This window comes from Pseudomonas sp. NBB, assembly GCF_032701105.1.
GTDB lineage: Bacteria > Pseudomonadota > Gammaproteobacteria > Pseudomonadales > Pseudomonadaceae > Aquipseudomonas > Aquipseudomonas asiatica.
This window is the reverse complement of the sequence record NZ_CP103994.1, coordinates 1228268-1250799: the sequence shown is the minus strand read 5'-3', so window position 1 is coordinate 1250799 and position 22532 is coordinate 1228268. Positions and strand designations below refer to the sequence as shown.

At 63.9% G+C, this 22532-nt stretch carries 21 protein-coding genes; 7 read left to right on the top strand and 14 right to left on the bottom strand.

Going from position 1 to position 22532, the window contains the following annotated elements; genetic code table 11:
- Window positions 1-39: 39 nt before the first annotated feature.
- From NY023_RS05750 to ffh, 9 genes are all read right to left on the bottom strand, one after another.
- Window positions 40-1344 carry a homoserine dehydrogenase gene (locus NY023_RS05750; protein WP_013971193.1) on the bottom strand — a complete coding sequence of 435 codons (1305 nt, stop codon included), beginning with the start codon at window positions 1342-1344 and terminating at the stop codon, window positions 40-42.
- 83 nt (window positions 1345-1427) lie between these two features.
- On the bottom strand, window positions 1428-2171 hold the full coding sequence (locus tag NY023_RS05745; protein ID WP_003259432.1) for a DsbC family protein: 744 nt from the start codon (window positions 2169-2171) through the stop codon (window positions 1428-1430).
- Between the two features lie 153 nt (window positions 2172-2324).
- Entirely contained in the window at window positions 2325-3221 is an 897-nt protein-coding gene (gene xerD, locus NY023_RS05740) for a site-specific tyrosine recombinase XerD (RefSeq protein ID WP_013971192.1), read from the bottom strand.
- Between the two features lie 170 nt (window positions 3222-3391).
- Complete coding sequence (locus tag NY023_RS05735; RefSeq protein WP_023660491.1) at window positions 3392-3799, bottom strand: acyl-CoA thioesterase; 408 nt, start codon at window positions 3797-3799, stop codon at window positions 3392-3394.
- Window positions 3800-3893: 94 nt separating this feature from the next.
- Window positions 3894-4244, bottom strand: coding sequence for a 50S ribosomal protein L19 (gene rplS, locus NY023_RS05730; RefSeq protein WP_003252148.1), 351 nt, complete (start codon window positions 4242-4244; stop codon window positions 3894-3896).
- Window positions 4245-4286: 42 nt separating this feature from the next.
- A complete protein-coding gene (trmD, locus tag NY023_RS05725; protein WP_003252146.1) occupies window positions 4287-5039 on the bottom strand; it encodes a tRNA (guanosine(37)-N1)-methyltransferase TrmD in 753 nt (250 codons plus the stop codon).
- 3 nt (window positions 5040-5042) lie between these two features.
- Window positions 5043-5579 carry a ribosome maturation factor RimM gene (gene rimM, locus NY023_RS05720; RefSeq protein ID WP_013971190.1) on the bottom strand — a complete coding sequence of 179 codons (537 nt, stop codon included), beginning with the start codon at window positions 5577-5579 and terminating at the stop codon, window positions 5043-5045.
- A 5-nt stretch (window positions 5580-5584) separates the two neighbouring features.
- Window positions 5585-5836 (bottom strand): 30S ribosomal protein S16, encoded by a 252-nt coding sequence (gene rpsP / locus NY023_RS05715; protein ID WP_003259424.1) that lies wholly within the window; start codon window positions 5834-5836, stop codon window positions 5585-5587.
- 259 nt (window positions 5837-6095) lie between these two features.
- Complete coding sequence (ffh, locus tag NY023_RS05710) at window positions 6096-7472, bottom strand: signal recognition particle protein (RefSeq protein WP_013971189.1); 1377 nt, start codon at window positions 7470-7472, stop codon at window positions 6096-6098.
- A gap of 324 nt (window positions 7473-7796) precedes the next feature.
- On the opposite strand from ffh, the gene NY023_RS05705 reads away from it, so the two are divergent.
- The 3 genes from NY023_RS05705 to NY023_RS05695 all read left to right on the top strand — a co-directional run bounded on the left by NY023_RS05705 (window position 7797) and on the right by NY023_RS05695 (window position 11398).
- Window positions 7797-8606 carry an inner membrane protein YpjD gene (locus tag NY023_RS05705; protein WP_013971188.1) on the top strand — a complete coding sequence of 270 codons (810 nt, stop codon included), beginning with the start codon at window positions 7797-7799 and terminating at the stop codon, window positions 8604-8606.
- A gap of 9 nt (window positions 8607-8615) precedes the next feature.
- Window positions 8616-9821 (top strand): transporter associated domain-containing protein, encoded by a 1206-nt coding sequence (locus NY023_RS05700; RefSeq protein ID WP_013971187.1) that lies wholly within the window; start codon window positions 8616-8618, stop codon window positions 9819-9821.
- A 275-nt stretch (window positions 9822-10096) separates the two neighbouring features.
- Entirely contained in the window at window positions 10097-11398 is a 1302-nt protein-coding gene (locus tag NY023_RS05695; RefSeq protein WP_013971186.1) for an MFS transporter, read from the top strand.
- Window positions 11399-11512: 114 nt separating this feature from the next.
- Here NY023_RS05695 and purT read toward each other — a convergent pair whose 3' ends face one another.
- The 5 genes from purT to NY023_RS05670 all read right to left on the bottom strand — a co-directional run bounded on the left by purT (window position 11513) and on the right by NY023_RS05670 (window position 14798).
- A complete protein-coding gene (gene purT / locus NY023_RS05690) occupies window positions 11513-12694 on the bottom strand; it encodes a formate-dependent phosphoribosylglycinamide formyltransferase (RefSeq protein ID WP_013971185.1) in 1182 nt (393 codons plus the stop codon).
- A 76-nt stretch (window positions 12695-12770) separates the two neighbouring features.
- On the bottom strand, window positions 12771-13238 hold the full coding sequence (locus tag NY023_RS05685) for a VUT family protein (RefSeq protein ID WP_013971184.1): 468 nt from the start codon (window positions 13236-13238) through the stop codon (window positions 12771-12773).
- A gap of 204 nt (window positions 13239-13442) precedes the next feature.
- On the bottom strand, window positions 13443-13640 hold the full coding sequence (locus NY023_RS05680; protein ID WP_013971183.1) for a DUF1289 domain-containing protein: 198 nt from the start codon (window positions 13638-13640) through the stop codon (window positions 13443-13445).
- Window positions 13630-14154, bottom strand: coding sequence for a gamma carbonic anhydrase family protein (locus NY023_RS05675; RefSeq protein ID WP_013971182.1), 525 nt, complete (start codon window positions 14152-14154; stop codon window positions 13630-13632). Before NY023_RS05675 ends, NY023_RS05680 begins: the two co-directional genes overlap by 11 nt.
- A gap of 44 nt (window positions 14155-14198) precedes the next feature.
- Window positions 14199-14798 carry a CoA pyrophosphatase gene (locus NY023_RS05670; protein WP_003252125.1) on the bottom strand — a complete coding sequence of 200 codons (600 nt, stop codon included), beginning with the start codon at window positions 14796-14798 and terminating at the stop codon, window positions 14199-14201.
- Between the two features lie 124 nt (window positions 14799-14922).
- On the opposite strand from NY023_RS05670, the gene NY023_RS05665 reads away from it, so the two are divergent.
- The 4 genes from NY023_RS05665 to NY023_RS05650 all read left to right on the top strand — a co-directional run bounded on the left by NY023_RS05665 (window position 14923) and on the right by NY023_RS05650 (window position 22445).
- Window positions 14923-15474, top strand: a complete 552-nt coding sequence (locus tag NY023_RS05665; RefSeq protein ID WP_013971180.1) for an NUDIX hydrolase — start codon at window positions 14923-14925, stop codon at window positions 15472-15474.
- Window positions 15475-15496: 22 nt separating this feature from the next.
- Window positions 15497-16051, top strand: coding sequence for a murein L,D-transpeptidase family protein (locus NY023_RS05660; RefSeq protein ID WP_013971179.1), 555 nt, complete (start codon window positions 15497-15499; stop codon window positions 16049-16051).
- Between the two features lie 160 nt (window positions 16052-16211).
- Window positions 16212-17894: a ShlB/FhaC/HecB family hemolysin secretion/activation protein gene (locus NY023_RS05655; protein ID WP_013971178.1), complete on the top strand. Its 1683-nt coding sequence runs from the start codon at window positions 16212-16214 to the stop codon at window positions 17892-17894.
- Window positions 17895-17921: 27 nt separating this feature from the next.
- Complete coding sequence (locus NY023_RS05650; protein ID WP_038408935.1) at window positions 17922-22445, top strand: hemagglutinin repeat-containing protein; 4524 nt, start codon at window positions 17922-17924, stop codon at window positions 22443-22445.
- The last annotated feature ends 87 nt before the right edge of the window (window positions 22446-22532 follow it).

Here is a 22532-nt window from a genome sequence, read left to right as displayed (position 1 = left end):
TGGGGCCGGGGCCGCGCTGGCGGCCCCACGGCACTATTGTTAGTTGAGCTGCTCGACGCGAATGCGCACGACCTTGCCGATGACGTCCTGCAGGGCTTCCAGGGCGACGATGGCGTCGTTGATGCGCTGCTCGACCACGCGATGGGTCAGCAGGATCATCGGCACCAGGCCGTCCTGTTCCTCGGCTTCCTTCTGCATGATCGACTCGATGTTGATGCCACGCTCCGAGAGGATGCTGGCCACCTGGGCCAGTACGCCAGGGTGATCCTTGGCCTGGATGCGCAGGTAGTAGGCACTTTCGCAGGCTTCGATCGGCAGGATCGGGTGGGCCGACAGCGAATCCGGCTGGAAGGCCAGGTGCGGCACGCGGTTTTCCGGGTCGGAGGTCATGGCACGGACCACATCCACCAGATCACCGACCACCGACGAAGCGGTAGGCTCCATGCCGGCACCGGCGCCGTAGTACAGGGTGGAGCCAGCGGCGTCGCCGTTGACCATGACGGCGTTCATCACGCCGTTGACGTTGGCGATCAGGCGGTCGGCCGGGATCAGCGTCGGGTGTACGCGAAGCTCGATACCTTCGGCAGTGCGGCGGGCCACACCCAGGTGCTTGATGCGGTAGCCCAGGGCCTCGGCATAGTTCACGTCAGCAGTGGTCAGCTGGGTGATGCCTTCGGTGTAGGCCTTGTCGAATTGCAGCGGGATGCCGAAAGCGATCGAGGCCAGGATGGTCAACTTGTGCGCGGCATCGATGCCTTCAACGTCGAAGGTCGGGTCGGCTTCGGCGTAACCCAGCGCCTGGGCTTCGGCCAGCACGTCCGGGAAGGCGCGGTCCTTCTCACGCATTTCGGTGAGGATGAAGTTGCCGGTGCCGTTGATGATGCCGGCCAGCCAGTTGATGTGGTTGGCCGACAGGCCTTCGCGGATGGCCTTGATCACCGGGATGCCACCGGCCACGGCCGCTTCGAAGGCGACGATCACGCCCTTCTCGCGGGCCTTGGCGAAGATTTCGTTGCCGTGCACGGCAATCAGCGCCTTGTTGGCGGTGACCACGTGCTTGCCGTTTTCGATGGCCTTGAGCACCAGTTCGCGGGCCACGGTGTAGCCACCGATCAGCTCGATGACAATGTCGATCTCCGGGTTGCTCGCAACTTCGAACACATCAGCGGTAATGGGGGTACCGGTAATCTGGCAGTTCGGGTTCTGCGAGCGCATGGCAATCTGTGCCACTTCAATACCGCGCCCGGCACGGCGGGCGATCTCCTCGGCGTTGCGCTGAAGTACATTGAAGGTTCCGCCACCGACGGTCCCCAACCCACAGATGCCTACTTTGACCGGTTTCACTGTGAACTCCCCATTGAACGGCCGGCACCTATGCCGACCGTGAAACATGCCGTCACCCCATGACGACGGCGTACTGAATTGGATTACTTGGCCAGTGCCAGCTTGGCGACCTGCGGTGCCGGCTGGTAGCCCGGAATGACCTGGCCGCTTTCAAGGACAATCGCCGGCGTGCCATTGACGCCGATCGACTGGCCCAGCTGGAACTGCTTGCTGACCGGGTTGGCGCACTTGGCGGCCTTGATTTCCTCACCCTCGACCATCTTGTCCATCGCCGCACGGCGGTCGCTGGAACACCAGACAGCCTGCAACTGCTGGTCACCCGACGAACCGAGGCCCTGGCGCGGGAAGGCGACATAGCGCACTTCGATACCGCGGCGGTTGAGCTCGGGCACCTCGGCGTGCAGCTTGTGGCAGTACGGGCAGGTGGTGTCGGTGAACACGGTGATGTGCGACTTGGTCTCGCCTTTGGCAGGATAAACCACCATCTCGGCGGCTGGAATGCCGTTGATGAGCTTGGCAATGCCCAGGCGCTCGGTCTTCTCGGTGAGGTTGACCGGCTTGCCGTCCTGGATCTGGAACAGGTAGCCCTGCATCACGAACTGGCCGTCGCCGCTGGCATACAGCACGCGGCCGCCCTGCAGCTTGACTTCATAGAGGCCGCTGACCGGGCTGCTGGCCACGCTTTCGACGGGCACTTCCAGCTCAAGGTTCTGCAATGACTTACGGATGGCCTGCTCGGCAGCAGCATTGCTATCGGTTGCCGCGGCAGCGGCAAAGGTACTGGCCAGCGCCAACGCGGCGGCGGCGAAAAACTGGGTCACGCGCATGGGAACTCCTGAAGGCGGACAGGGGCCGGAGGGCGCCACCTGCGGAAAATACGCGGTGACCGTGCGGCCCTTGGTGCAAACCGCTCAAGCCTACCACATCACACCGCCGGTGAAGGGCCTTGCAAGGACCGGTCGGCGGAACATGAAAAACATTCATCCACGCGGGTGGTGCTGGGCATGCAATTGCTGCAGGCGGGCCTTGGCGACATGGGTGTAGATCTGCGTGGTCGAAAGGTCACTGTGGCCCAGCAGCATCTGCACCACGCGCAGGTCGGCACCATGGTTGAGCAGATGAGTAGCGAAGGCATGGCGCAGGGTATGCGGCGACAGCGGTTTGTCGATACCGGCGACCCGGGCATGGTGCTTGATGCGATGCCAGAAGGTCTGGCGGGTCATCTGCTCGCCACGCTGGCTGGGGAACAAGACATCGCTGGGGCGGCCATTGAGCAGTTCGGCGCGGCCATCGCGCAGGTAGCGCTGCAACCAAAGCACCGCCTCTTCGCCCATGGGCACCAGGCGCTCCTTGCTGCCCTTGCCCATCACCCGCAGCACGCCTTGGCGCAGGTTGACCTGGTCGAGGGCCAGGCTGACCAGTTCGGTGACCCGCAGGCCGCAGGCGTAAAGCACTTCGAGCATGGCGCGGTCACGCTGGCCAATGGCTTCGCCCAGGTCCGGGGCCTGCAGCAAGGCTTCGACGTCGGCTTCGGACAACGACTTGGGCAGCGGCTTGCCCAGTTGCGGCATGTCGACTTGCAGGGTCGGGTCGATGGCCACCAGCTTTTCCCGCAGCAGGTAGCGGAAAAAACCGCGCAGGCCGGACAGGAAGCGTGCCGTGGAGCGCGGCTTGTAGCCTTGGTCGAGGCGCCAGGCCAGGTGGTCGATAATCAGGTCGCGGCCGGCGTCGGGCAAGCTGACGCCGTGTTCCTGCAGCCAACCGTTGAACAGGGCCAGGTCGCTGCGGTAGGACATGCGGGTGTTGTCGGACAGGCCCTTTTCAAGCCACAGGGCGTCGAGGAACTGGTCGATCAGGGGGTGGTCTAGGGCGGGCATTCGGGGCTGCTGGGTGTTGGAGGTGGCTTAGTGTTTCACAGCAGCATAATTGTTGTCTGTACTGGCCTCTTCGCGGCTAAAGCCGCTCCCACAGAGATATCACCGCCCTTGAGGTATGTGCGATCCCTGTGGGAGCGGCTTTAGCCGCGAAAGGGCCAGTGCAGGAGAACTCAGGCCTGGGGCAAAACCGGCACCGGCCGCTTGTCCTCGTCGATGGCGACGAAGCTGAACACCCCGTGAATCGCTCGCTCGCGCCCATCCAGGTACATGTTCTCGACGAACACATCCACCTGCACCTGCAAACTGGTATTACCCACCTTGATGACCGTCCCCACCAACTCGACGATCGAGCCCGCCGGTATCGGGTGCTTGAAGTCGATGCGGTCAGTGGACACGGTCACCAGTGGCAGGCGGCAGAAGCGCGTGGCAGCAATGAACGACACTTCGTCCATCCAGGCCAGGGCGGTGCCGCCGAACAGGGTGTTGTGGTGGTTGGTGGTGTTGGGGAACACCGCCTTGGTCACGCGGGTCACCGACAGCTCTGTGCGGCGCAGGATTTCCTGGTCTCGGGTAGTCATGGCAATCACATCTTCGGGGGGTCAAAACGCAAAAAAGCAGCCCGAAGGCTGCTTTTTTCTCGCTAGGCGGCCTCGGCCACCGGGCAAACTGCACTCAGGACAGTTTTTCCTTGATGCGAGCGGCTTTGCCGGACAGGTCGCGCAGGTAGTACAGCTTGGCTTTACGCACGTCACCACGACGTTTCACGGCCAGGCTGTCGATTTGCGGGCTGTAGGTCTGGAAGGTACGCTCTACGCCAACGCCGCTGGAGATCTTGCGCACGGTGAAGGCGCTGTTCAGACCGCGGTTACGCTTGGCGATAACGACGCCTTCGAACGCCTGCAGACGGGAACGCTCACCTTCCTTCACTTTAACCTGAACGACAACGGTGTCGCCTGGTGCGAAGGTCGGGATTTCCTTGCTCATCTGCTCGGCTTCGAGCTGCTGGATGATCTTGTTGGTCATGCTGTGCTCCTAAGATGGATACGTGATCCACCATCGATACGTTTAACTATCGTCCCGCTCGCGGAGATATTCCTCGAGCAGCTTCTTCTCTTCTCCAGAAAGCGAGCGACTTTCCAGAAGATCGGCGCGTCGTTCGAAGGTCCTACCAAGGGACTGCTTCATTCTCCAACGCCGGATGTGTGCATGGTTGCCACTTAGCAACACGTCGGGAACACGCTGATCCGCATACACCTCAGGTCGGGTGTAGTGCGGGCAATCGAGCAGACCGTCGGTGAAGGAATCCTCTTCCGCCGAGTCCACATGCCCTAAAGCTCCGGGCAGCAGCCGTGTAACCGCATCGATCAGTACCATGGCCGGCAGCTCGCCACCGGAAAGCACATAGTCGCCAATCGACCACTCCTCATCGACATGAGCCTCGATAAAGCGCTCGTCGATGCCTTCATAACGACCGGCGATCAGGATCAACGATTCCTGTTCGGCCAGGCCTTTGACCGCCTGCTGAGTCAGCTTGCGGCCTTGTGGCGAAAGGTAGATCACCTTCGCCGCTGCTCCGGTCGCTTGCCTGGCGCTAACCAGGGCGTCTTCCAGAGGCTTGATTTTCATCACCATGCCCGGACCACCGCCAAACGGCCGATCATCCACCGTGTGGTGACGATCTGTGGTGTAGTCCCGCGGGTTCCAGCAAGTCACCTGAAGCAACCCCTGTTTCACCGCGCGGCTGGTAATGCCGTACTCCGTGATGGCCGAGAACATCTCGGGGAACAACGTGATGACGTCTACGCGAAGGTTACCCATCGTTTAGAAGTCCGCGTCCCATTCAACCCGCATCACGCCTGCTTCCAGGTCGACGTCGAGCACGCATTGCGCCGTATAGGGCAACAGACGCTCGCGATCATCCAGGCTGCCTGCGCAGGGCTTGACCACCATTACATCGTTCGCACCGGTCTCCAACAGGTGATCGACCTTGCCGAACAGTTGTTCGTCCTGGTTGATGACCTTGAGGCCGACCAACTGGTACCAGTAGTACTCGTCAGCAGCCAGGTTGGGCAAAAGGCTCCGCGGAATGCAGATTTCGTAACCGCTCAGAAGACGGGCTTCATCGCGATCATCGAGGCCTTTCAGCTTCACGACCAGGCCCTTCTGGGAGCCACGACCGTTGACCAGCTCGACCTGCTTTACCTTGCCTTCGTGCCGAAGCGTCCAGCGCGGATAATCCAACAGGTTTTCAATCGGATCGGTAAAGGAATACACCTTCACCTCGCCGCGAACGCCGTGAACCGAAAAAATCTTGCCAACGACGATGAGGTCGTCAGCCTTTTCTGGCGTCGCGTTCATACTACTCAGGCAGCAGCCTTGGCAGCGTCCTTCAGCAGCTGAGCAACGCGCTCAGACGGCTGTGCACCCTGGCTCAGCCAGTAGTTGACGCGCTCTTGGTTGACCGACAGCTTGACTTCGGCGCCAGCAGCGATCGGGTTGAAGAAACCTACGCGCTCAACGAAACGGCCGTCACGGGCGTTACGCGAGTTGGTCACGGTCAGGTGGTAGAATGGGCGCTTTTTCGAGCCGCCACGGGCCAGACGAATGGTTACCATGTGAACATCGTTCCTATAGTCGGTGCTGCAGTTGATACAGCAGCTGGTACTGCAAATCTGAATGCCAAATAGGCACACGGGTGCCCAAAAGGCCGCATATTCTCGGGGAATACACGGACATTTGCAAATGACTTTTTCGGCAAGGCCCTGCCCTGCCGTCCAGATCTGCCGGTTGAGCCGCGAAATCCGCGGCCATTGCCCCGCCACGGCGGGGGTTCTGGGCGCCTGCCGGACAAACGGCAGGCCCCCGGAATAGGGTTTACAGCTTCGGCATGCCGCCGCCCGGCAGCATCCCGCCCAGGCCGCGCATCATCTTGGCCATGCCGCCCTTGGCGGAGAATTTCTTCATCATCTTCTGCATTTGCTTGTGCTGTTTGATCAGGCGGCCGACGTCCTGCACTTGGGTGCCGGAACCGATGGCGATGCGGCGCTTGCGCGAGCCGCTGATCAGCTCCGGATCACGGCGCTCGGCCGGGGTCATGGAGTTGATGATCGCTTCCATCTGCTTGAACTGCTTCTCGGCGGCGCCCTGGGCGTTGCCCATCTGCGACAGGTTGACCCCGCCGATGCTCGGCAGCTTGTCCATCAGGCCGCCGAGGCCGCCCATGTTCTTCATCTGCTGCAGCTGGTCACGGAAGTCTTCGAGATCGAAGCCCTTGCCCTTCTTCAGCTTCTTGGCCAGCTTGTCGGCCTTGGCCTTGTCGATGTTCTGCTCGGCCTGCTCGATCAGGCTGAGCACGTCACCCATGCCGAGGATGCGCGAGGCGACGCGGTCGGGGTGGAACGGTTCGAGGGCTTCGGTCTTCTCGCCCATACCGATGAACTTGATCGGCTTGCCGGTGATGGCACGCACCGACAGCGCGGCACCACCACGGGCGTCACCGTCGACCTTGGTCAGCACCACGCCGGTCAGCGGCAGCGCCTCGCCAAAGGCCTTGGCGGTGTTGGCGGCGTCCTGGCCGGTCATGGCGTCGACCACGAACAGGGTCTCGATCGGCTTGACCGCGGCATGCAACGCCTTGATCTCGTCCATCATGTCGGCGTCGATGTGCAGACGGCCGGCGGTGTCGACGATGACCACGTCGATGAACTTCAGCTTGGCTTCGCGGATGGCCGCTTCAGCGATGGCCACCGGCTTCTGGCTGATGTCGGACGGGAAGAAGGTTACGCCGATGTCGTTGGCCAGGGTTTCCAGCTGCTTGATCGCCGCCGGGCGGTAGACGTCGGCGGACACCACCATCACGCTCTTTTTCTTGCGCTCCTTGAGGAAGCGCGCCAGCTTGCCGGCGGTGGTCGTCTTACCGGCGCCCTGCAAGCCGGCCATCAACACCACGGCTGGCGGAGCGGCGTTCAGTGCGAGGTCTTCGTTGGCCGCGCCCATCAGGCTTTCCAGCTCGGCCTGGACGATCTTCACGAACGCCTGGCCTGGGGTCAGGCTGCGCGACACTTCGGTGCCGACTGCACGGTCCTTGACGCTGTTGACGAAATCCTTGACCACCGGCAGGGCAACGTCGGCCTCGAGCAGGGCCATGCGCACTTCGCGCAGCGTGTCCTTGATGTTGTCTTCGGTCAGCTTGGCCTTGCCGGTGACATGGCGCAGCGTCTGTGACAGGCGGTCGGTCAGGTTTTCGAACATGGTGATCCTTTCAGGCCCAGTAAAAGCCGAGGTTTGTCAGGCGCCCAGGGGGGAATGCATACCCGCCGGGCACAGCAAGGCGGCGATTATAGCGAAGTGCGGCGGCGGCGCACACCTTGCTGGCGGCCGGGTAGATATTCGGTGGCTGTGCCGGCCTCTTCGCGGGTGAACCCGCTCCCACAGGAACATCACCATCCTGAAGAGCGGCGCGATCCCTGTGGGAGCGGGCGCGCCCGCGAATGCCGCACCGCAGTCTGCCAGTCTTCCTAGACCAGCGCGATCTATGCCAAACTCCGTCTCTTTAAGGCTCGCCAACCAGGACTTATGTTCTCCTCACCCAGCCTCATCCCCAACCTGATCGCCGCCGGCCTATATATAGCTGCGGCCATCTACCAGGGCTCTTACCTTGCCCAGAACCGCAAGGCCGACAAGCGCCTGCTTGCCCTGCTGGGTGCCTTCGCGGTACTCGCCCAGGCCGGTGCGCTGTTCTTCCAGCTGATCACCCCGCTGGGCCTGAGCCTGGACTTCTTCAGTGCCGCCAGCCTGATCGCCGTGGCGGTCATCGCCCTGACCCTGCTGGCCTGCTTGCGCATACCCGTGGAAAACCTGTTGGTGCTGCTGTTCCCGCTGGGCGCGGTGACCGCGCTGCTGGCCCAGTTCGCGCCCCCCGGCACGGTGCCGCTGGTCAACGAAGAGCCGGGTATCCTCGCGCATATCCTGCTGTCGATCCTGGCCTATGGGCTGTTCACCATTGCGGTGTTCCAGGCCCTGCTGTTGCTGCTGCAGGACCGCCAACTCAAGAACAAGCACCCGTCCGGGCTGATCCGCAACTTCCCGCCGCTGCAAACCATGGAAAGCCTGCTGTTCGGCTTCCTCTGGGCTGGCTGGTGCCTGCTGTCGCTGTCGCTGATCTCCGGCTGGCTGTTCCTCGACAACCTGTTCGCCCAGCACCTGGTACACAAGACCCTGCTGGCCTGTATCGCCTGGGTGGTGTTCAGCGTGCTGCTGTGGGGCCGCACCCGGCTGGGCTGGCGTGGCCACAAGGCCATCCGCTGGACGCTGGCCGGTTTCTGCCTGCTGATGCTGGCCTATTTCGGCAGCAAGCTGGTCCGCGAATTCATCCTGCATATCTGACGGCCGCCCATGGATACCCTGCCGTACGCACCGCTATTCGGCACCCTGGCACTGGCCCTGTTGTGGTCGGCGCTGTTCACCGCGGTGGACGCCGCCCGCCTGCAACTCAATGGCACGCTGCGCACCGGCGAGGACGGCCAGCCCGTGCTGCCGGCCCAGGCCCTGGTGCTGTGCGCCAGCCTGGGCAAGCTGCTGGTGCTGGGCCTGGCCTGCCTGCTCGGCCAGCGCCATAGCGGCGAGCACGGCTTCTGGCTGGCCGGGTTGGCCGCCACCCTCGTCCTGCTGGTGTTTGCCGAATACCTGCCGCGGCGCCTGGCCCGGCGCAACCCGCAAGCGTTCGTCAGCCTCGGCACCAGCCTGCTGAAAGTGCCCCTCGTCCTGCTGCAACCGCTGGCCTGCCTGCTGGATGGCATGGCCAAGCTGATCCTGCGTCCGTTCCGCGTGCAACCCACGGCCGTGGCCCTGCACCCGCAGGAAGCCGACGAATTCGACGAGGATGAGGAACACGAAGCACCGCGCCACGGCCTGCTCGACGGCCTGCAGTCACTGGACAAGATGACCGTCAACGACATCCTGGTACCGCGCAACGAAGTGGACGGCATCAGCCTCGACGAGCCGATCGAGCGCATCATCGAGCAACTGATCGTCAGCCGCCACACCCGCCTGCCGGTGTACCACAGCGACATCAACCAGGTTGAAGCAATCCTCAATACCAAGCTGATCAGCCACCTGCTGCCCAAGGCCGAGCTGACCCTGGAGATGCTGCTCGGCGCCTGCTACGAGCCCTATTTCGTACCCGAGAGCACGCCCCTGCAAATGCAGCTGCTGAACTTCCACAAGCAGCAGCGCCGCCTGGGCGTGGTGGTGGACGAATACGGCGAGGTGCTGGGCATCGTCACCCTGGAAGACATCCTCGAAGAGATCGTTGGCGAGTTCGAGGATGAACACAGCCTGGACAACCCCCACGTGCACCCACAGCCCGATGGCACTTTCGTCATTGACGGCACCGCTTCGCTGCGTGAAATCAACCGCAGTCTGGGCTGGCACCTGCCCTGCGACGGCGGGCCGAAAACCCTCAACGGGCTGGTCACCGAAGCGCTGGAAAGTATCCCGGAAAGCGCCGTTTGCCTGAAGATCGGCCGCTATCGCCTGGAAATCCTCGAAACAGAGGACAATTGTGCCAGCAAGGTACTGGTGTGGACCGTGACCCGATAGCTATACTCGGGTCACGCTTACCCAGCCCCGCCGTCCCGCCTGCTACCCGCATCCGGCGCTCCACGGCCAGTCCGCTCCACTGACACGCCCCGCGGTCCTGCTTCAACACCCCGAACAGTGCCCGCCCCCGCCCCTATCCCCCTTGGGCTATCGTCAGTCGGGCGCACACAACAACAAAACGCTCCGGCGCCCGCGCCACCGTGCCTGCCCTTTTGCATTGCACGCCGCGGGGCTTATCCCAATGGAGCCGGACCAGACTGTCAGGGACCTATTCAATGACAACCAGCAGCACCTATGCCGAAGCGCCTGCCGCGCCGGTCAACTCGCCCGCGCGGGTGGCCACCGCCAGCTTCATCGGCACCGCCATCGAGTTCTACGATTTCTACGTCTACGCCACTGCCGCCGCCCTGGTGATCGGCCCGGTGTTCTTCCCGTCCGGGTCAGGCACCGCGCAGATGCTGGCGGCCTTCCTCACCTTCGGTATCGCCTTCCTGGCGCGCCCGCTAGGCTCGGCACTGTTCGGCCACTTTGGCGACCGTATCGGCCGCAAGTCGACCCTGGTCGCCTCGCTGCTGCTGATGGGCGTGTCCACCACGGCCATCGGTGTGCTGCCAGGATATGAAAGCATTGGTGTATGGGCGCCGATCATCCTCTGCCTGCTGCGCTTTGGCCAAGGCCTGGGGCTGGGTGGCGAATGGGGTGGCGCGGCCTTGCTGGCCACCGAGAACGCGCCCGAAGGCAAGCGCGCCTGGTTCGGCATGTTCCCGCAGCTGGGCCCGTCGATCGGCTTTTTGGCCGCCAACGGCCTGTTCCTGACCCTGGCCCTGGTGCTCAGCGACGAGCAGTTCCGCGAGTGGGGCTGGCGCATTCCGTTCCTGCTCAGCGCCGCGCTGGTCCTGGTGGGCCTGTATGTGCGCCTGAAGCTGGAAGAAAGCCCGGTGTTCGCCAAGGCCGTCGCCCGCCACGAGCGGGTGAAAATGCCGGTGGTCGACCTGTTTTCCAGATACTGGCTGCCGACCCTGCTGGGCGCAGCGGCGATGGTGGTGTGCTACGCGCTGTTCTACATCTCCACGGTGTTCTCGCTGAGCTATGGCGTGACCACGCTGGGCTACAGCCGCGAAACGTTCCTTGGCCTGCTGTGCTTCGCGGTGGTGTTCATGGCCCTGGCCACACCACTGTCGGCCTGGCTCAGCGACCGCTACGGGCGCAAACCGGTGCTGATCGTCGGCGGCCTGCTGGCAGTGGCCTCGGGCTTTACCATGGGGCCGCTGCTGACTTCGGGGTCGACCGCAGGTGTGGCGCTGTTCCTGGCCATCGAATTGTTCCTGATGGGCGTGACTTTTGCGCCGATGGGGGCACTGCTGCCTGAACTGTTCCCGACCCACGTGCGTTATACCGGCGCTTCGGCGGCCTATAACCTGGGCGGCATCGTCGGCGCATCGGCGGCACCGTTCTTTGCCCAGAAGCTGGTGAGCATGGGTGGGTTGAGCTGGGTGGGGGGTTATGTGTCGGTGGCGGCGTTGATCAGCTTGATTGCCGTGCTGTGCCTGAAAGAGACCCGCAATACGCAGCTGTAAGTAATTGGGGCCGCGTTGCGGCCCTTCGCGGGCACGCCCGCTCCCACAGGGGTAGCGCCGAAACCTGTGGGAGCGGGCGTGCCCGCGAAGGGCTGCAACGCGGCCCCAATCGGATCAGAACTCGACCTTGACCGCCTGCGAAGCACGGGTCGCCTTGGCACGCGCCGCTTCGACCGACTCATCACGCGCCAGGCACACGCCCATGCGGCGGGTACCGTTGATTTCCGGCTTGCCGAACAGGCGAATGGCGGTATCCGGCTCGCTCAGCGCCGCACCCAGGTTGGCAAAGCTGGTCTGCTGCGACTGCCCCTCGGGCAAGATCACCGCCGAAGCAGAAGGGCCGAACTGGCGCACTACCGGAATCGGCAGGCCAAGAATGGCACGGGCATGCAGGGCAAACTGCGACAGGTCCTGGGAAATCAGGGTCACCAGGCCGGTGTCATGCGGGCGTGGCGAGACTTCGCTGAACCACACCTGGTCGCCCTTCACGAACAGTTCCACGCCAAACAGGCCACGACCGCCCAGGGCATCGGTGACCGCCTTGGCCACCCGCTGCGATTCGGCCAGCGCCTTCGGGCTCATGGCCTGCGGCTGCCACGATTCCTGGTAGTCACCCTTCTCCTGGCGGTGGCCGACTGGCTCGAGGAAGGTGGTGCCACCGACGTGGCGCACGGTCAGCAGGGTGATTTCGTATTCGAAGTCGATGAAGCCCTCGACGATGACCCGGCCTTTGCCGGCGCGGCCGCCTTCCTGGGCGTAGGCCCACGACTTCTGCAAGTCGGCATCGCTGCGCAGCAGGCTCTGGCCCTTGCCCGACGAGCTCATCACCGGTTTGACCACGCACGGGTAGCCGACATCGGCCACGGCCTTGGCGTAGTCTTCGTAGGTGTCGGCGAAGTGGTACGGCGAGGTTGGCAGGTCCAGCTCTTCGGCGGCCAGGCGGCGGATGCCTTCACGGTTCATGGTGAGCTGGGTGGCGCGGGCGGTCGGCACCACGTTGAAACCTTCGTTTTCCAGCTCGACCAAGGTGGCGGTGGCGATGGCTTCGATTTCAGGGACGATGTAGTGCGGCTTCTCGGCCTCGATCACCGCGCGCAGGGCCACGCCATCGAGCATGTTGACCACGTGGCTGCGGTGCGCCACCTGCATTGCCGGGGCATTGGCGTAGCGGTCGACGGCGATCACTTCGACGCCCAGGCGCTGCAGCTCGATCACCACTTCCTTGCCCAGCTCGCCACAGCCGCAGAGCAGTACACGGGTCGCGGTGGGCGACAAGGGGGTTCCGATACGGGTCATTTCAGGTCCTCGAAGGCGTCCGGGGCCGCACCAGGCTTGGCGCCGCCCGCTGAAAAAGGAGCGCTATTCTACACCATCAACCCGCCACGGCGGCCCGCCGGGCGCGAAATGCCATGGCCAGCCACACGGCGGTGACACCAGCGAATTTCGAGGCCATGGCGGTGCCGATCACGGCTGGGGTCAGGGCACCGATCATGCCGAAGAAGATGAAGGTGTCGATCGGGATGCTCAGCGCCGAGCTCAGCCACAGGCGGTCGCGCAGCGGTCGGCGGGTGATGCTGAACACCAGCCAGTCGATAAGTTCGGAAATGAAGAAGGCGGTGGCGCTGGCCAGGGCTATGGCCGGTTCCGAGGTGACGTAGGACAGCACCAGCGCCGCCAGCATGGCGACCAGAGCGCCATGGCCGAAGCGGGTTTGCACCATGTCGCGCAGGATGAACACCAGGCCGCCCCAGGCGGACCAGATGATGTCCAGGTGTGGCGCGCTGGAGAAGGCGTAGTTGATCAGCACTACGCTGCTGATGTAGGCAATCAGATAGAACATGGCGGGTAGTCTGTGGGCAAGCCGCACAGATTACCGCTGGCTGGTTCGCGGGTAAACCCGCTCTCAAAGGTACAGCTTCAGGTTCGAGGGCTGCGCAGTACCTGTGGGAGCGGGTTCACCCGCGAAGAATCCAACACGGTGGATGGCACCGGCTGCGCCGGTGTTCGCGGGTGAACCCGCTCCCACAGGGGGGGCGAGTCAGCCCTACAGGATGAGGCCGGCCTCTACTGCCCTTTCATGGCAAAGTTTGAGCACCGCCCGGCGTTCGTCGTTGTCCATCCGCCCCCAGCGGCCGATCTCGGCCACGGTTCGCTGGCAACCTGTGCAGATATCCTGCTCGTCCAACGCACAGATACTCACGCACGGCGAGGCTACCGGGCGCTCCACTACATCACTCATCATCAACCACCAACTCCCGTGCATAACGCTGGGCATTGTGCACGTAATGCGCGGCACTGGCTTCGAGCATGCGTTTCTGCTGTTCGGTCAGCTCGCGCACCACCTTGCCCGGCGAACCCACCACCAGCGAACCGTCGGGGATCTCCTTGCCTTCTGCAATCAGCGCATTGGCGCCAATGATGCAATGCTTGCCGATGCGCGCGCCATTAAGGATCACCGCATTGATACCAACCAGGCTGTAGTCGCCCACCGTGCAACCATGCAGCATGGCGTTGTGGCCAACGGTCACGCCCTTGCCCAGGGTCAGCGGCGAGCCCATGTCAGTGTGCATCACCGTGCCATCCTGCACGTTGCTGCCTTCGCCAATGTCGATCAGCTCGTTGTCCCCGCGCAGCACCGCGCCAAACCACACGCTGGCATCGGCCTGCAGGCGCACCTTGCCGATCAGCGTGGCGTTGGGTGCGGCCCAACTGGTGGGGTGGCTCTCGACCCGCAGGTCGCCCAGGCGGTATTTCATGCTTGCTCCTCAGGCTGCAATGCAGAGGACGGGGTTGGCCCCGCTCAGTTTTCGATGTAACGCTCCGGGGGCTGGTGCAGGCTGATGCCGGCATCGAACAGCAGGTTGACCAGTTCGACGATCATGATCGCCGACAACCCCCAGATCTTGTATTCGCCATAGCGATAGCTGGGCACATACCAGCTGCGCCCCTGGTAATCGATACGATGGGTATGGTCGCGCGGGTCCTGGCGGAAGAATTCCAGCGGCACGGTGAATACTGCCGCGATCTCGGCATCATTGGCACGGTATTCGACAAAATCGGGGATGAGCCCGACGAATGGCGTCACTTTCAGGCCGTGCAGCGAAATCAGCGGGCTGAGCGGGCCGATCACTTCCACCAGGCCTGGTGGCAGGCCGATTTCTTCTTCGGCTTCACGTAGCGCGGTGAACACCAGGTCCGGGTCTTCCGGGTCGCGGCGGCCACCGGGAAAGGCCACTTCGCCGCCGTGGGTGGACAGGCCCTTGGCGCGCAGGGTCAGGACCAGCTCGGGCGCTTCGCTGCGGGTAATGGGCAAGAGGACCGCCGCTTCGGGGAACCGCCGGTCGGTTTCCAGTGATGCGGGTTGGTGGTTGCTCATTCGGCGAAGTAGCTCGTCCAGCATTGCGCACGCTCATATCCAAGGCCTGCCTTGCATGATGCACCAAAGGCGCGAAGCACCCAAGCCCCGTGCGCTTGCGACGGCACGGCCGGCGCGCCAAGATAGCCCGAAGCAAAAGGAACGACACATGAAATTCTGCAGCGCGTGCGGCCAGCCGGTCACTCAGCGGATCCCCGAGGGCGACAGCCGCCTGCGGTATGTCTGCGGGGTTTGCCAGACCATCCACTACCAGAACCCCAACATCGTCGCCGGCGTGTTGCCGACCTGGGGCAGCCAGGTGTTGCTGTGCCGGCGCGCCATCGAGCCACGCCGCGGCTTCTGGACCCTGCCCGCCGGTTTCATGGAAAACGGCGAAACCCTGGACCAGGCCGCCCGTCGCGAAACCGTCGAGGAGGCCTGCGCCCGGGTCGGCAGCATGAGCCTGTACCAGCTGTTCGACCTGCCACACATCAACCAGGTGCACGTGTTCTTCCGCGCCGAGCTTGCGGACCTTGATTTCGCTGTCGGTGTCGAAAGCCTGGAGGTGCGGCTGTTCGAGGAACATGAGATTCCGTGGGGCGAGCTGGCTTTCCGCACCGTCACTCGCACACTAGAATGCTACTATCGCGATCGCATCGGGCAGCACTACCCCATAGGCCATGAATACCTGCCGCCGATGAACGTCTCGCCCACCACCTAGAAGCCTTCAGGGATACCGTTACATGCGCTGGTTGCTTGCCCTTTTCTGCCTTTGCGTTACCTCGGTGTCCCAGGCGGCCTTCACCGAGACCATCATCCGCAAGCCCCAGCCGGCAGTGCAAACCCCGTCGCCTTCGCAGCAGGCCATGCAACCGCTGATCGACAAGGTGCTGGTGATCAAGTCCGAGCGCCGTCTGCAACTGATCAGCCGTGGCGAACCGCTGAAGACCTACCGCATCTCGCTGGGCAAGCAGCCAAAGGGTGCCAAGGAGCGCGAAGGCGACAAGAAAACCCCCGAGGGCCTTTACTGGCTGGACTGGCGTAAGCAAAGCGACCGTTTCAACCTGGCCATACACATCAACTACCCGAACATCAACGACGCGGCCCGTGCCACTCGTGAAGGGGTGAGTGCCGGCAGCATGATCATGATCCATGGCACGCCGATCAACGACGAGTATCCGGAGTGGTACTTCCACACCCTGGACTGGACGGATGGGTGTATTGCCATGCGTAACCGCGACATGCAGGAAGTGTGGGACCTGGTGCGGGATGGCACGTTGATCGAAATTCGGCCCTGATAGCGGGCCTTTCAACTGATGCTGTAGGAAGCTTCCCACCATCAGGCAAGAACGCGCCCTACAAGCGCTTAGGCCGGGTACTGCATCCAGGCGAACCCCTTAATTTTTAGCATCCACGCAGACGAGTACGAAATCCGTACATCATTTGCGGGGTGCTTCAATGCCGTTCCACATTCATCGCGCCACCTGCTGGGCGCTCACCTGCTGCCTGTCAGGTTTGCTGGCCGCACCACAGGCGTTGGCCGACGACCCGGCCAGCCAGCAACTGCGCGATCAGCAGCGCGGGCTGCGACAGCTGGAACAGCAACAGCGCCTGGAACGCTGGCAGCGCCAGCCCGCCCCGGCTGAAAGCCACGACACCACCGCCCCCCTCCCGCACGACCAGCGCTGCTGGGCCATCACCGGCGTACGCGTGGCCGGCAACCGCGAGCTTTCCGACTCGGCGCTAACGCCAACCCTCCGCAGGTTCATTACCCCGTGCATGGGTATCGCGGAAATCAACGGGCTGCTGAAAGCCATCACCCAGCGCTATGTGCAAGCCGGATACCCGACCAGCCGGCCCTACCTGCAGCAACCTCCACAAAACGGCGCACCGCTGAATCTGGTCATCGTCGAGGGGTTCGTCGAGTCCATCGAAATGGCCGGCCCCGAGTTGCCCCTGTCGCTCCCCGGCGCGTTTCCCGGCCTGCTCGGGCAGCCACTGTTCCTGCCAGCCCTGGAGCAAGGCCTCGACCAGCTCAACCGGCTGCGCGCTTATGACCTGTCCGCAGAGTTGCTGCCCGGCGAACTGCAGGGCGGCACCCGGGTTGTCGTGCAGCCGCGCAAGGTGGCCTCGCGCGGGCACTTGGACAGCCGCTTCGACAACCGCGGCAGCGACCTGACCGGGCGTCATCGCCTGAACTTAGGCTTCGGCCTGGACAGCCCGCTGGGCCTCAATGATGACCTGCGCCTGTCGCTGTACGGCACGGTGCTTGATGCGCCCGGGCAAAGCCAAGGCATCTCGCTGTACTACAGCATCCCCTACGGCGCCTGGACCTTCGCGCTCAGCGCCAGCGAGCTGCGCTACGAGGCGCCGCTCCCCCACAGCCGCCAGGTAGCCGACGGCAGCAGCAGCTACCAGGGCCTGAGCGTCGAGCGGGTGCTGTGGCGCAACCAGCAAGGCATGCTCAGCGCCAGCGCCCGGCTGGACCGCAAGCAGATGGTCAACCGCAGCGCGGGCGCGGTGATCGTCCAGCAGAGCCCCACCCTGGTCTCCTTGGAAGCGGGTATCAACCTGCTGTGGCTCCAGGGCGGCCTGTGGAATGGCTACCTCGGTGTCGCCCAGGGCGTCGATGCCTTCGGCGCCGACCGCTCACCGCTGGGAGCGGAACGCCTGCGCCCGGATTTTCGCAAGTACCGCGCCAACCTGCTGCACCTGCGCCAGGGCCCGGCCAGCCACCCATGGCGCTGGCAGAGCGAACTGGCTCTGCAATACAGCAGTGACCCGCTACCCGCCGTCGAGCAGTTGCTGGCCAGCGACGATTCGGCCGTGCGCGGGTTTCGCCTGCGTACCTACTCAGGTGCCAGCAGCGCCGTCTGGCGCAACACCGTCAGTCAGCCGCTGCCGGAGCGCTGGACGGCTCCCCTGCAGGTACGCCCCTACATCGGCCTGGACCTGGGCTGGACCCGCACTGCCGAAGGCAAGCCTTCACAACGCCTCGCCGGGGCCACTGCCGGTGCCGAACTGAGCCTGCCCGGCAGCCACCTGCGCCTGGGCTACCAACGGGCACTGTACGCCAGCGACTCGCCCCGCCCGCTGCTGGAACCCGGTTTCTGGGTAGTGGAACTGGCCCTGAACATCTGATTCACCCACAACAAAGAGAACGAGAACATGCAAACACTCTCGCAGTCGTCTTCCCGCCCAGATACCTTGCGCTGGGCCATCTTCCTCGCCCTGCTCGGGCCCGGCGCCGCACTGGCCCAGGGCGGCCTGGCAGCAACCAGCGGCCCCGGTGGTACACCGGTCATCAACGACGGCCACGGCGTCCCGGTCATCGATATTGTCGCGCCAAACGCCAACGGGCTGTCGCACAACCAGTTCCTCGACTACAACGTCGACCGTTCAGGATTGGTGCTGAACAATGCCACCCAGGCCGGGCAGTCGGAACTGGCCGGTGCCCTGGCGGCCAACCCGCAATTCCAGGGCCAGGCCGCCTCGACCATCCTCAACGAGGTGGTCAGCCGCAACGCCTCGCTGATCGAAGGGCCGCAGGAAATCTTCGGCCGCCCGGCCGACTACATACTGGCCAACCCCAATGGCATCACCCTCAACGGCGGCAGTTTCATCAACACCACACGCGCCGGCTTCGTGGTGGGTACCCCCGAGTTCGAGGGCCAGCAACTGAAGTACCTCGACACGCTCAACGCCAGCGGTACCCTGCAAGTGCTCGAGGGCGGCCAGCGAAACCCCAACGGCGCCCTCGAGCTGATTGCCCCGCGCGTGGACAGCAAAGGGCTGCTGATGGCGCGCAACTCCATCGATATCACAGTGGGTCGCAACCGTATCGACAGCAGCAGCGGCGAAATTGTCGAGCACCTGCCCGGCACCCCTTCCAGCATCGATGCCAGCCTGTTCGGTGCCATGCGCGCCGGGCGCATTCGCGTGGTGAGCACCGCAGAAGGTGCTGGTGTGCGTGTGGGGGCATCGCAGCTGCTTGGCATCGACGGGGTCGACATCCAGTCGGCCGGCGCCCTGCAGGTCAGCGGCAAGGCCGACAGCCCCGTCGAACTGCATAGCGAACAGGGCGATCTGCGGCTGACCGCTGCCGATGACCTGACACTCGAAGCCGTCGATGGGCAGGCTCGGCGAATCGAGGCCAAGGCGGGCAAGAAGCTCACTCTGGATGCCACAACCCGCGAGAACATCGAGCGCGACAGCGACAGCTGGAACAAGAAGTTCCTGTTCGTCACCCGCGAAACCTACAACCGCGAAACTACCACCACCCAGCAGCAGCAACAGGGCAGCCGCTTGCAAGGCAAGGACAGCGTGCTGCTGCAATCCGCTGACGACATGCGCCTGGTGGCTGCCAAGGTGGATGCTGGCAATGAGCTGACCCTCGACAGCGGCGCCAACCTGGCCATCGCTGCCGGCATCGACAGCCAGCACACCGAAGAGCAGGTTCGCCACCGCAAGGACTTGTGGCGCGGTGACAGTGATACCGACCAGTACAAGGAAACCGCACAAGGCAGTGCGCTCCAGGCCCAGCGCATGACGCTCAAGGCCAAGAATACTGTCGATGTGAAGGGGAGCAGCCTGCACAGCCGCGGCGACATGGCGATCGAAGCCAAGGAGGCAAACATCGGTACCACCGCCCTGCAGCAGCGCGGTACCCGGCGCGACTATCGCGGCGACCTGGTATCCGGCACCTTCTTTGGCGACCGCAAGGGTAACGACAGCGAAGGCCAGGCCGTTGCCGGCAGCAGTGTCACGGCGGATGGCAAGCTTACCGTGACAGCTGACCAGGTAGCCATCAAGGGCAGTACCGTGTTCGGCAAGGAGGACTCGGTGCTCTACAGCACAAAAGGTTCACTGGCCATCGAAGCCGACCATGGTCGAACCACCTCTACCGACCGTACCAGCGACAGCAAGCTGTTCGGCCTGATTGGCAGCGACCGCGAGAACACCGAACGTACGCAACAGGTGCTTACCAGCGACGTCAGCTCGGCCACCAATTTGCGCCTGGCCAGCGCCGAGGAAATGCGCATCCAGGGGGCCAAGGTCGTAGCGGGCGAGCACCTGCAGGTAGAGGCCAAGGGCGACCTGCTGATTACCAGCGCACAAGGGGTTGACGAGCGCGAAACCCGTAACCAGCAACGTGGTTTCACTGCCAGCGCCAAGCAGACCCAGGAGGCCGAGGATGGCAAGCCCGAGTCCCGCCAGTATTCGGCCGGCATTGCCTATGACGTCGCCACCACCAGCAGCAGGCAGCGCACCAGCAGCCAGGTCGCCAGTGAGCTCGAGGGCGCCTCGGTGAGCCTTGGCAGCAGGGCTCACCTGCAAGTCAACGGTTCCACGGTGAAAGCCGCCGCAGGCGACCTCGATGTGCAGGCCCAAAAGGTGACCCTGGGGGCAACCCGCAATGACCACGACACCACCACCAGCACCACCCAGAGTGGCGGCGGCTTGACGGTGACCGGCGGCATCGACCGGCTGGGCAGCTTGTTCGAAGGCCATCACAACCGCCAGGTGCAGACTGAACGCGACAGCAAGGCGCAACGCAGCACATTGCAGGCCAGCGGCGACCTGAAGCTCAAAGGCGATGAACTGGTCACCGAGGCCGCACGCGTCAAGGCTGGCAACACTCTGCAGGTAACGGCCAAACGCATCGACAACCGCGCGGTGCAGGATACCGAGGAACGTGAACAAAGCCGTGACGACTGGTCGGGCAGCCTCGGCGCCAGTGTCGAGTATCGCGACCTTACCCGCCCCATCGAACGCCTGGTGCTGGGCGAAGAAGCCGCACGCTTCCAGCAAGCCTCCCCCGAAGACGCCATGGCGCCGCCCAGTGTCGGCGCCGACATGACCGTGGACCACCTCAAGCGCCTGGAAAACCAGCGCCGCGGCTTTGCCCAGGTGAGCGAGTTGTCCGGAGCCAAGGTCGAAGTCAAGGCCGACAACATCACCGACCAAGGCACCGCCTGGCGCGCCAACGCCGGCAAGCTGCAGATCGAGGCCCGACAACACCAGATGCAGGCGGCCGAGAACACCCAGGAAAATACCGTGCAACGCCTGGCCTACGGCGGCGATGTTCGCCTGGACACCAGCACCGGCGAAGACCTCAATGTACGCGCCGCCGGCAAAGGCGGCTCGCTGGACAAAAAGGACAGCACCAGCAGCGCCGTACCCGGCAGCCTGTATGGGCAACAGGGCATCCAGGTGCAACTGGGCAGCTCAGGCCATTATGAAGGGACGCGTATCGATGGCGGTGAAGGCAGCGTGGTCATGAGCAGTGCCGGTTCGCTGACATTGCCCCAGGCAACCGACCAGGTCGAACAGCAGTCACGCCAGCTCGACGGCAATGCCTGGGCCAAGGTCGGCAACCGCCCGGGCAGCACCGGCGTCGATGGCCGGGGCTACCTCGACCATGGCCAGAACCAGAGCACACAGCGCAAGGCCCAGGTGGCGCAGATCGACGCCAAGGGCCAGGTACAACTGAGCAGTGGCGGCGACCTGTTGCTCGAAGGCACCCGCATTGGCAGCCGTGAGGCCAAGACCGGCGACATTCAACTGCAAAGCGGCGGCCGGCTGCAGGTCAAGGCGGCCAGCGATACCCAGAACGCTACCGGCGCCAAGATGGGCGGCGGCGTGGAGCTGGCGGTCAAGGCTGGCGACACCAAGGGCGGTGCCATCGGAGGCCACTTCAGCCACGGCAAGCAGGATGAAGAGGCACGCCAGGCGGTGAATGCCCTGTTCGCAAGCAACGGCACAGTGACCCTGGGCAGCAGCGCCCGCGAGAATGTCGCCCTGCACCTTGAGGGCCTGCAGGCTTCGGCCGAACAAATAACCCTCGACGCATCGAATGGGGGCATGCTGGTGGAAGCGTCATCCAGCCAGGAGCGACGTGACAACCTCGACATCACCGCCGGGGCCGGCTTCGACATGGCCAAGGGCGCGCTCGATACTCGCGGCCTGCATGGCCGCGTCAAAGTGGAGCTCGACAAGCGCGACAACCTCACCTGGAATGCCAGCGACCTGCGCGCCGAGCGCATCGACTTGCAAAGCCGCGGCGATACCCGCCTCGAAGGCACCACCGTGGAAGCTGGGCATATCAAGGGAATGATCGATGGCGACCTGCGTATCGCCAGCCGCAAGGACAGCGTCGATACCCTGAGCGTGAAAGGCGATGCCCGCCTGAGCCAGGAGAAAAACCCGCGGGGCTACGTCAACGCGGCCACTTCGGTGGCAGGGCCGCTGGGGAGCAAGGTGAATGAAAAAGCTGGCTCCGCCCTGAGCAAGGCAGACCCGGGGCTGTCGCCCACTTTCAGCCTCGACGTGTCGCACGTGCAGCGCGACAGCGTAGGCCAGCAGGCCACGCTCAAAGGTAGCGACGGCATCGACCTGCAGGTTGGTGGCAAAGCTCAGCTGGTGGGGGCACGCTTGCAGTCGGCCAAAGGCGATGTGGTACTCGACGCCAACTCGGTTAGCCGGGAAACACTGAGCGGTAACGACTATCGCCGGGATGTGTCGATCGATGCGTCCAACTCGCCAGTGGACCTGGGCACCGCGGTGGCCGAAATGGCCAAGGGCAAGGGTGCGGCGGATGGGGAAAATGCACTGGACCTGGGGTTGTTGAGGACCAGTGGGCACAATCGCAGTGAGCAGTGGGCTTCGAGTGTGCAGGGCAAGAAAAACTGAGGCAGGCGCCGCGCTGGAGGGCACGGGCTTCGTGCCCTCTTTTAGCATTTGGGCCAGACAGTTGATTGGTTGTAGGAGCGGCAAGCC

Bases quoted from the DNA above. Each gene is read 5' to 3' on its own strand.
- xerD (WP_013971192.1), bottom strand. From the start codon at position 3,221: ATGCCCGCCCTAGACCACCCCCTGATCGACCAGTTCCTCGACGCCCTG.
- NY023_RS05670 (WP_003252125.1), bottom strand. From the start codon at position 14,798: ATGCTGGACGAGCTACTTCGCCGAATGAGCAACCACCAACCCGCATCA.
- NY023_RS05660 (WP_013971179.1), top strand. From the start codon at position 15,497: ATGCGCTGGTTGCTTGCCCTTTTCTGCCTTTGCGTTACCTCGGTGTCC.
- NY023_RS05685 (WP_013971184.1), bottom strand. From the start codon at position 13,238: ATGTTCTATCTGATTGCCTACATCAGCAGCGTAGTGCTGATCAACTAC.
- rplS (WP_003252148.1), bottom strand. From the start codon at position 4,244: ATGACCAACAAGATCATCCAGCAGCTCGAAGCCGAGCAGATGAGCAAG.
- rpsP (WP_003259424.1), bottom strand. From the start codon at position 5,836: ATGGTAACCATTCGTCTGGCCCGTGGCGGCTCGAAAAAGCGCCCATTC.
- NY023_RS05650 (WP_038408935.1), top strand. From the start codon at position 17,922: ATGCAAACACTCTCGCAGTCGTCTTCCCGCCCAGATACCTTGCGCTGG.
- NY023_RS05700 (WP_013971187.1), top strand. From the start codon at position 8,616: ATGGATACCCTGCCGTACGCACCGCTATTCGGCACCCTGGCACTGGCC.
- purT (WP_013971185.1), bottom strand. From the start codon at position 12,694: ATGACCCGTATCGGAACCCCCTTGTCGCCCACCGCGACCCGTGTACTG.
- ffh (WP_013971189.1), bottom strand. From the start codon at position 7,472: ATGTTCGAAAACCTGACCGACCGCCTGTCACAGACGCTGCGCCATGTC.
- NY023_RS05695 (WP_013971186.1), top strand. From the start codon at position 10,097: ATGACAACCAGCAGCACCTATGCCGAAGCGCCTGCCGCGCCGGTCAAC.
- NY023_RS05705 (WP_013971188.1), top strand. From the start codon at position 7,797: ATGTTCTCCTCACCCAGCCTCATCCCCAACCTGATCGCCGCCGGCCTA.
- NY023_RS05680 (WP_013971183.1), bottom strand. From the start codon at position 13,640: ATGATGAGTGATGTAGTGGAGCGCCCGGTAGCCTCGCCGTGCGTGAGT.
- NY023_RS05655 (WP_013971178.1), top strand. From the start codon at position 16,212: ATGCCGTTCCACATTCATCGCGCCACCTGCTGGGCGCTCACCTGCTGC.
- NY023_RS05745 (WP_003259432.1), bottom strand. From the start codon at position 2,171: ATGCGCGTGACCCAGTTTTTCGCCGCCGCCGCGTTGGCGCTGGCCAGT.
- trmD (WP_003252146.1), bottom strand. From the start codon at position 5,039: ATGGGTAACCTTCGCGTAGACGTCATCACGTTGTTCCCCGAGATGTTC.
- rimM (WP_013971190.1), bottom strand. From the start codon at position 5,579: ATGAACGCGACGCCAGAAAAGGCTGACGACCTCATCGTCGTTGGCAAG.
- NY023_RS05665 (WP_013971180.1), top strand. From the start codon at position 14,923: ATGAAATTCTGCAGCGCGTGCGGCCAGCCGGTCACTCAGCGGATCCCC.
- NY023_RS05735 (WP_023660491.1), bottom strand. From the start codon at position 3,799: ATGACTACCCGAGACCAGGAAATCCTGCGCCGCACAGAGCTGTCGGTG.
- NY023_RS05675 (WP_013971182.1), bottom strand. From the start codon at position 14,154: ATGAAATACCGCCTGGGCGACCTGCGGGTCGAGAGCCACCCCACCAGT.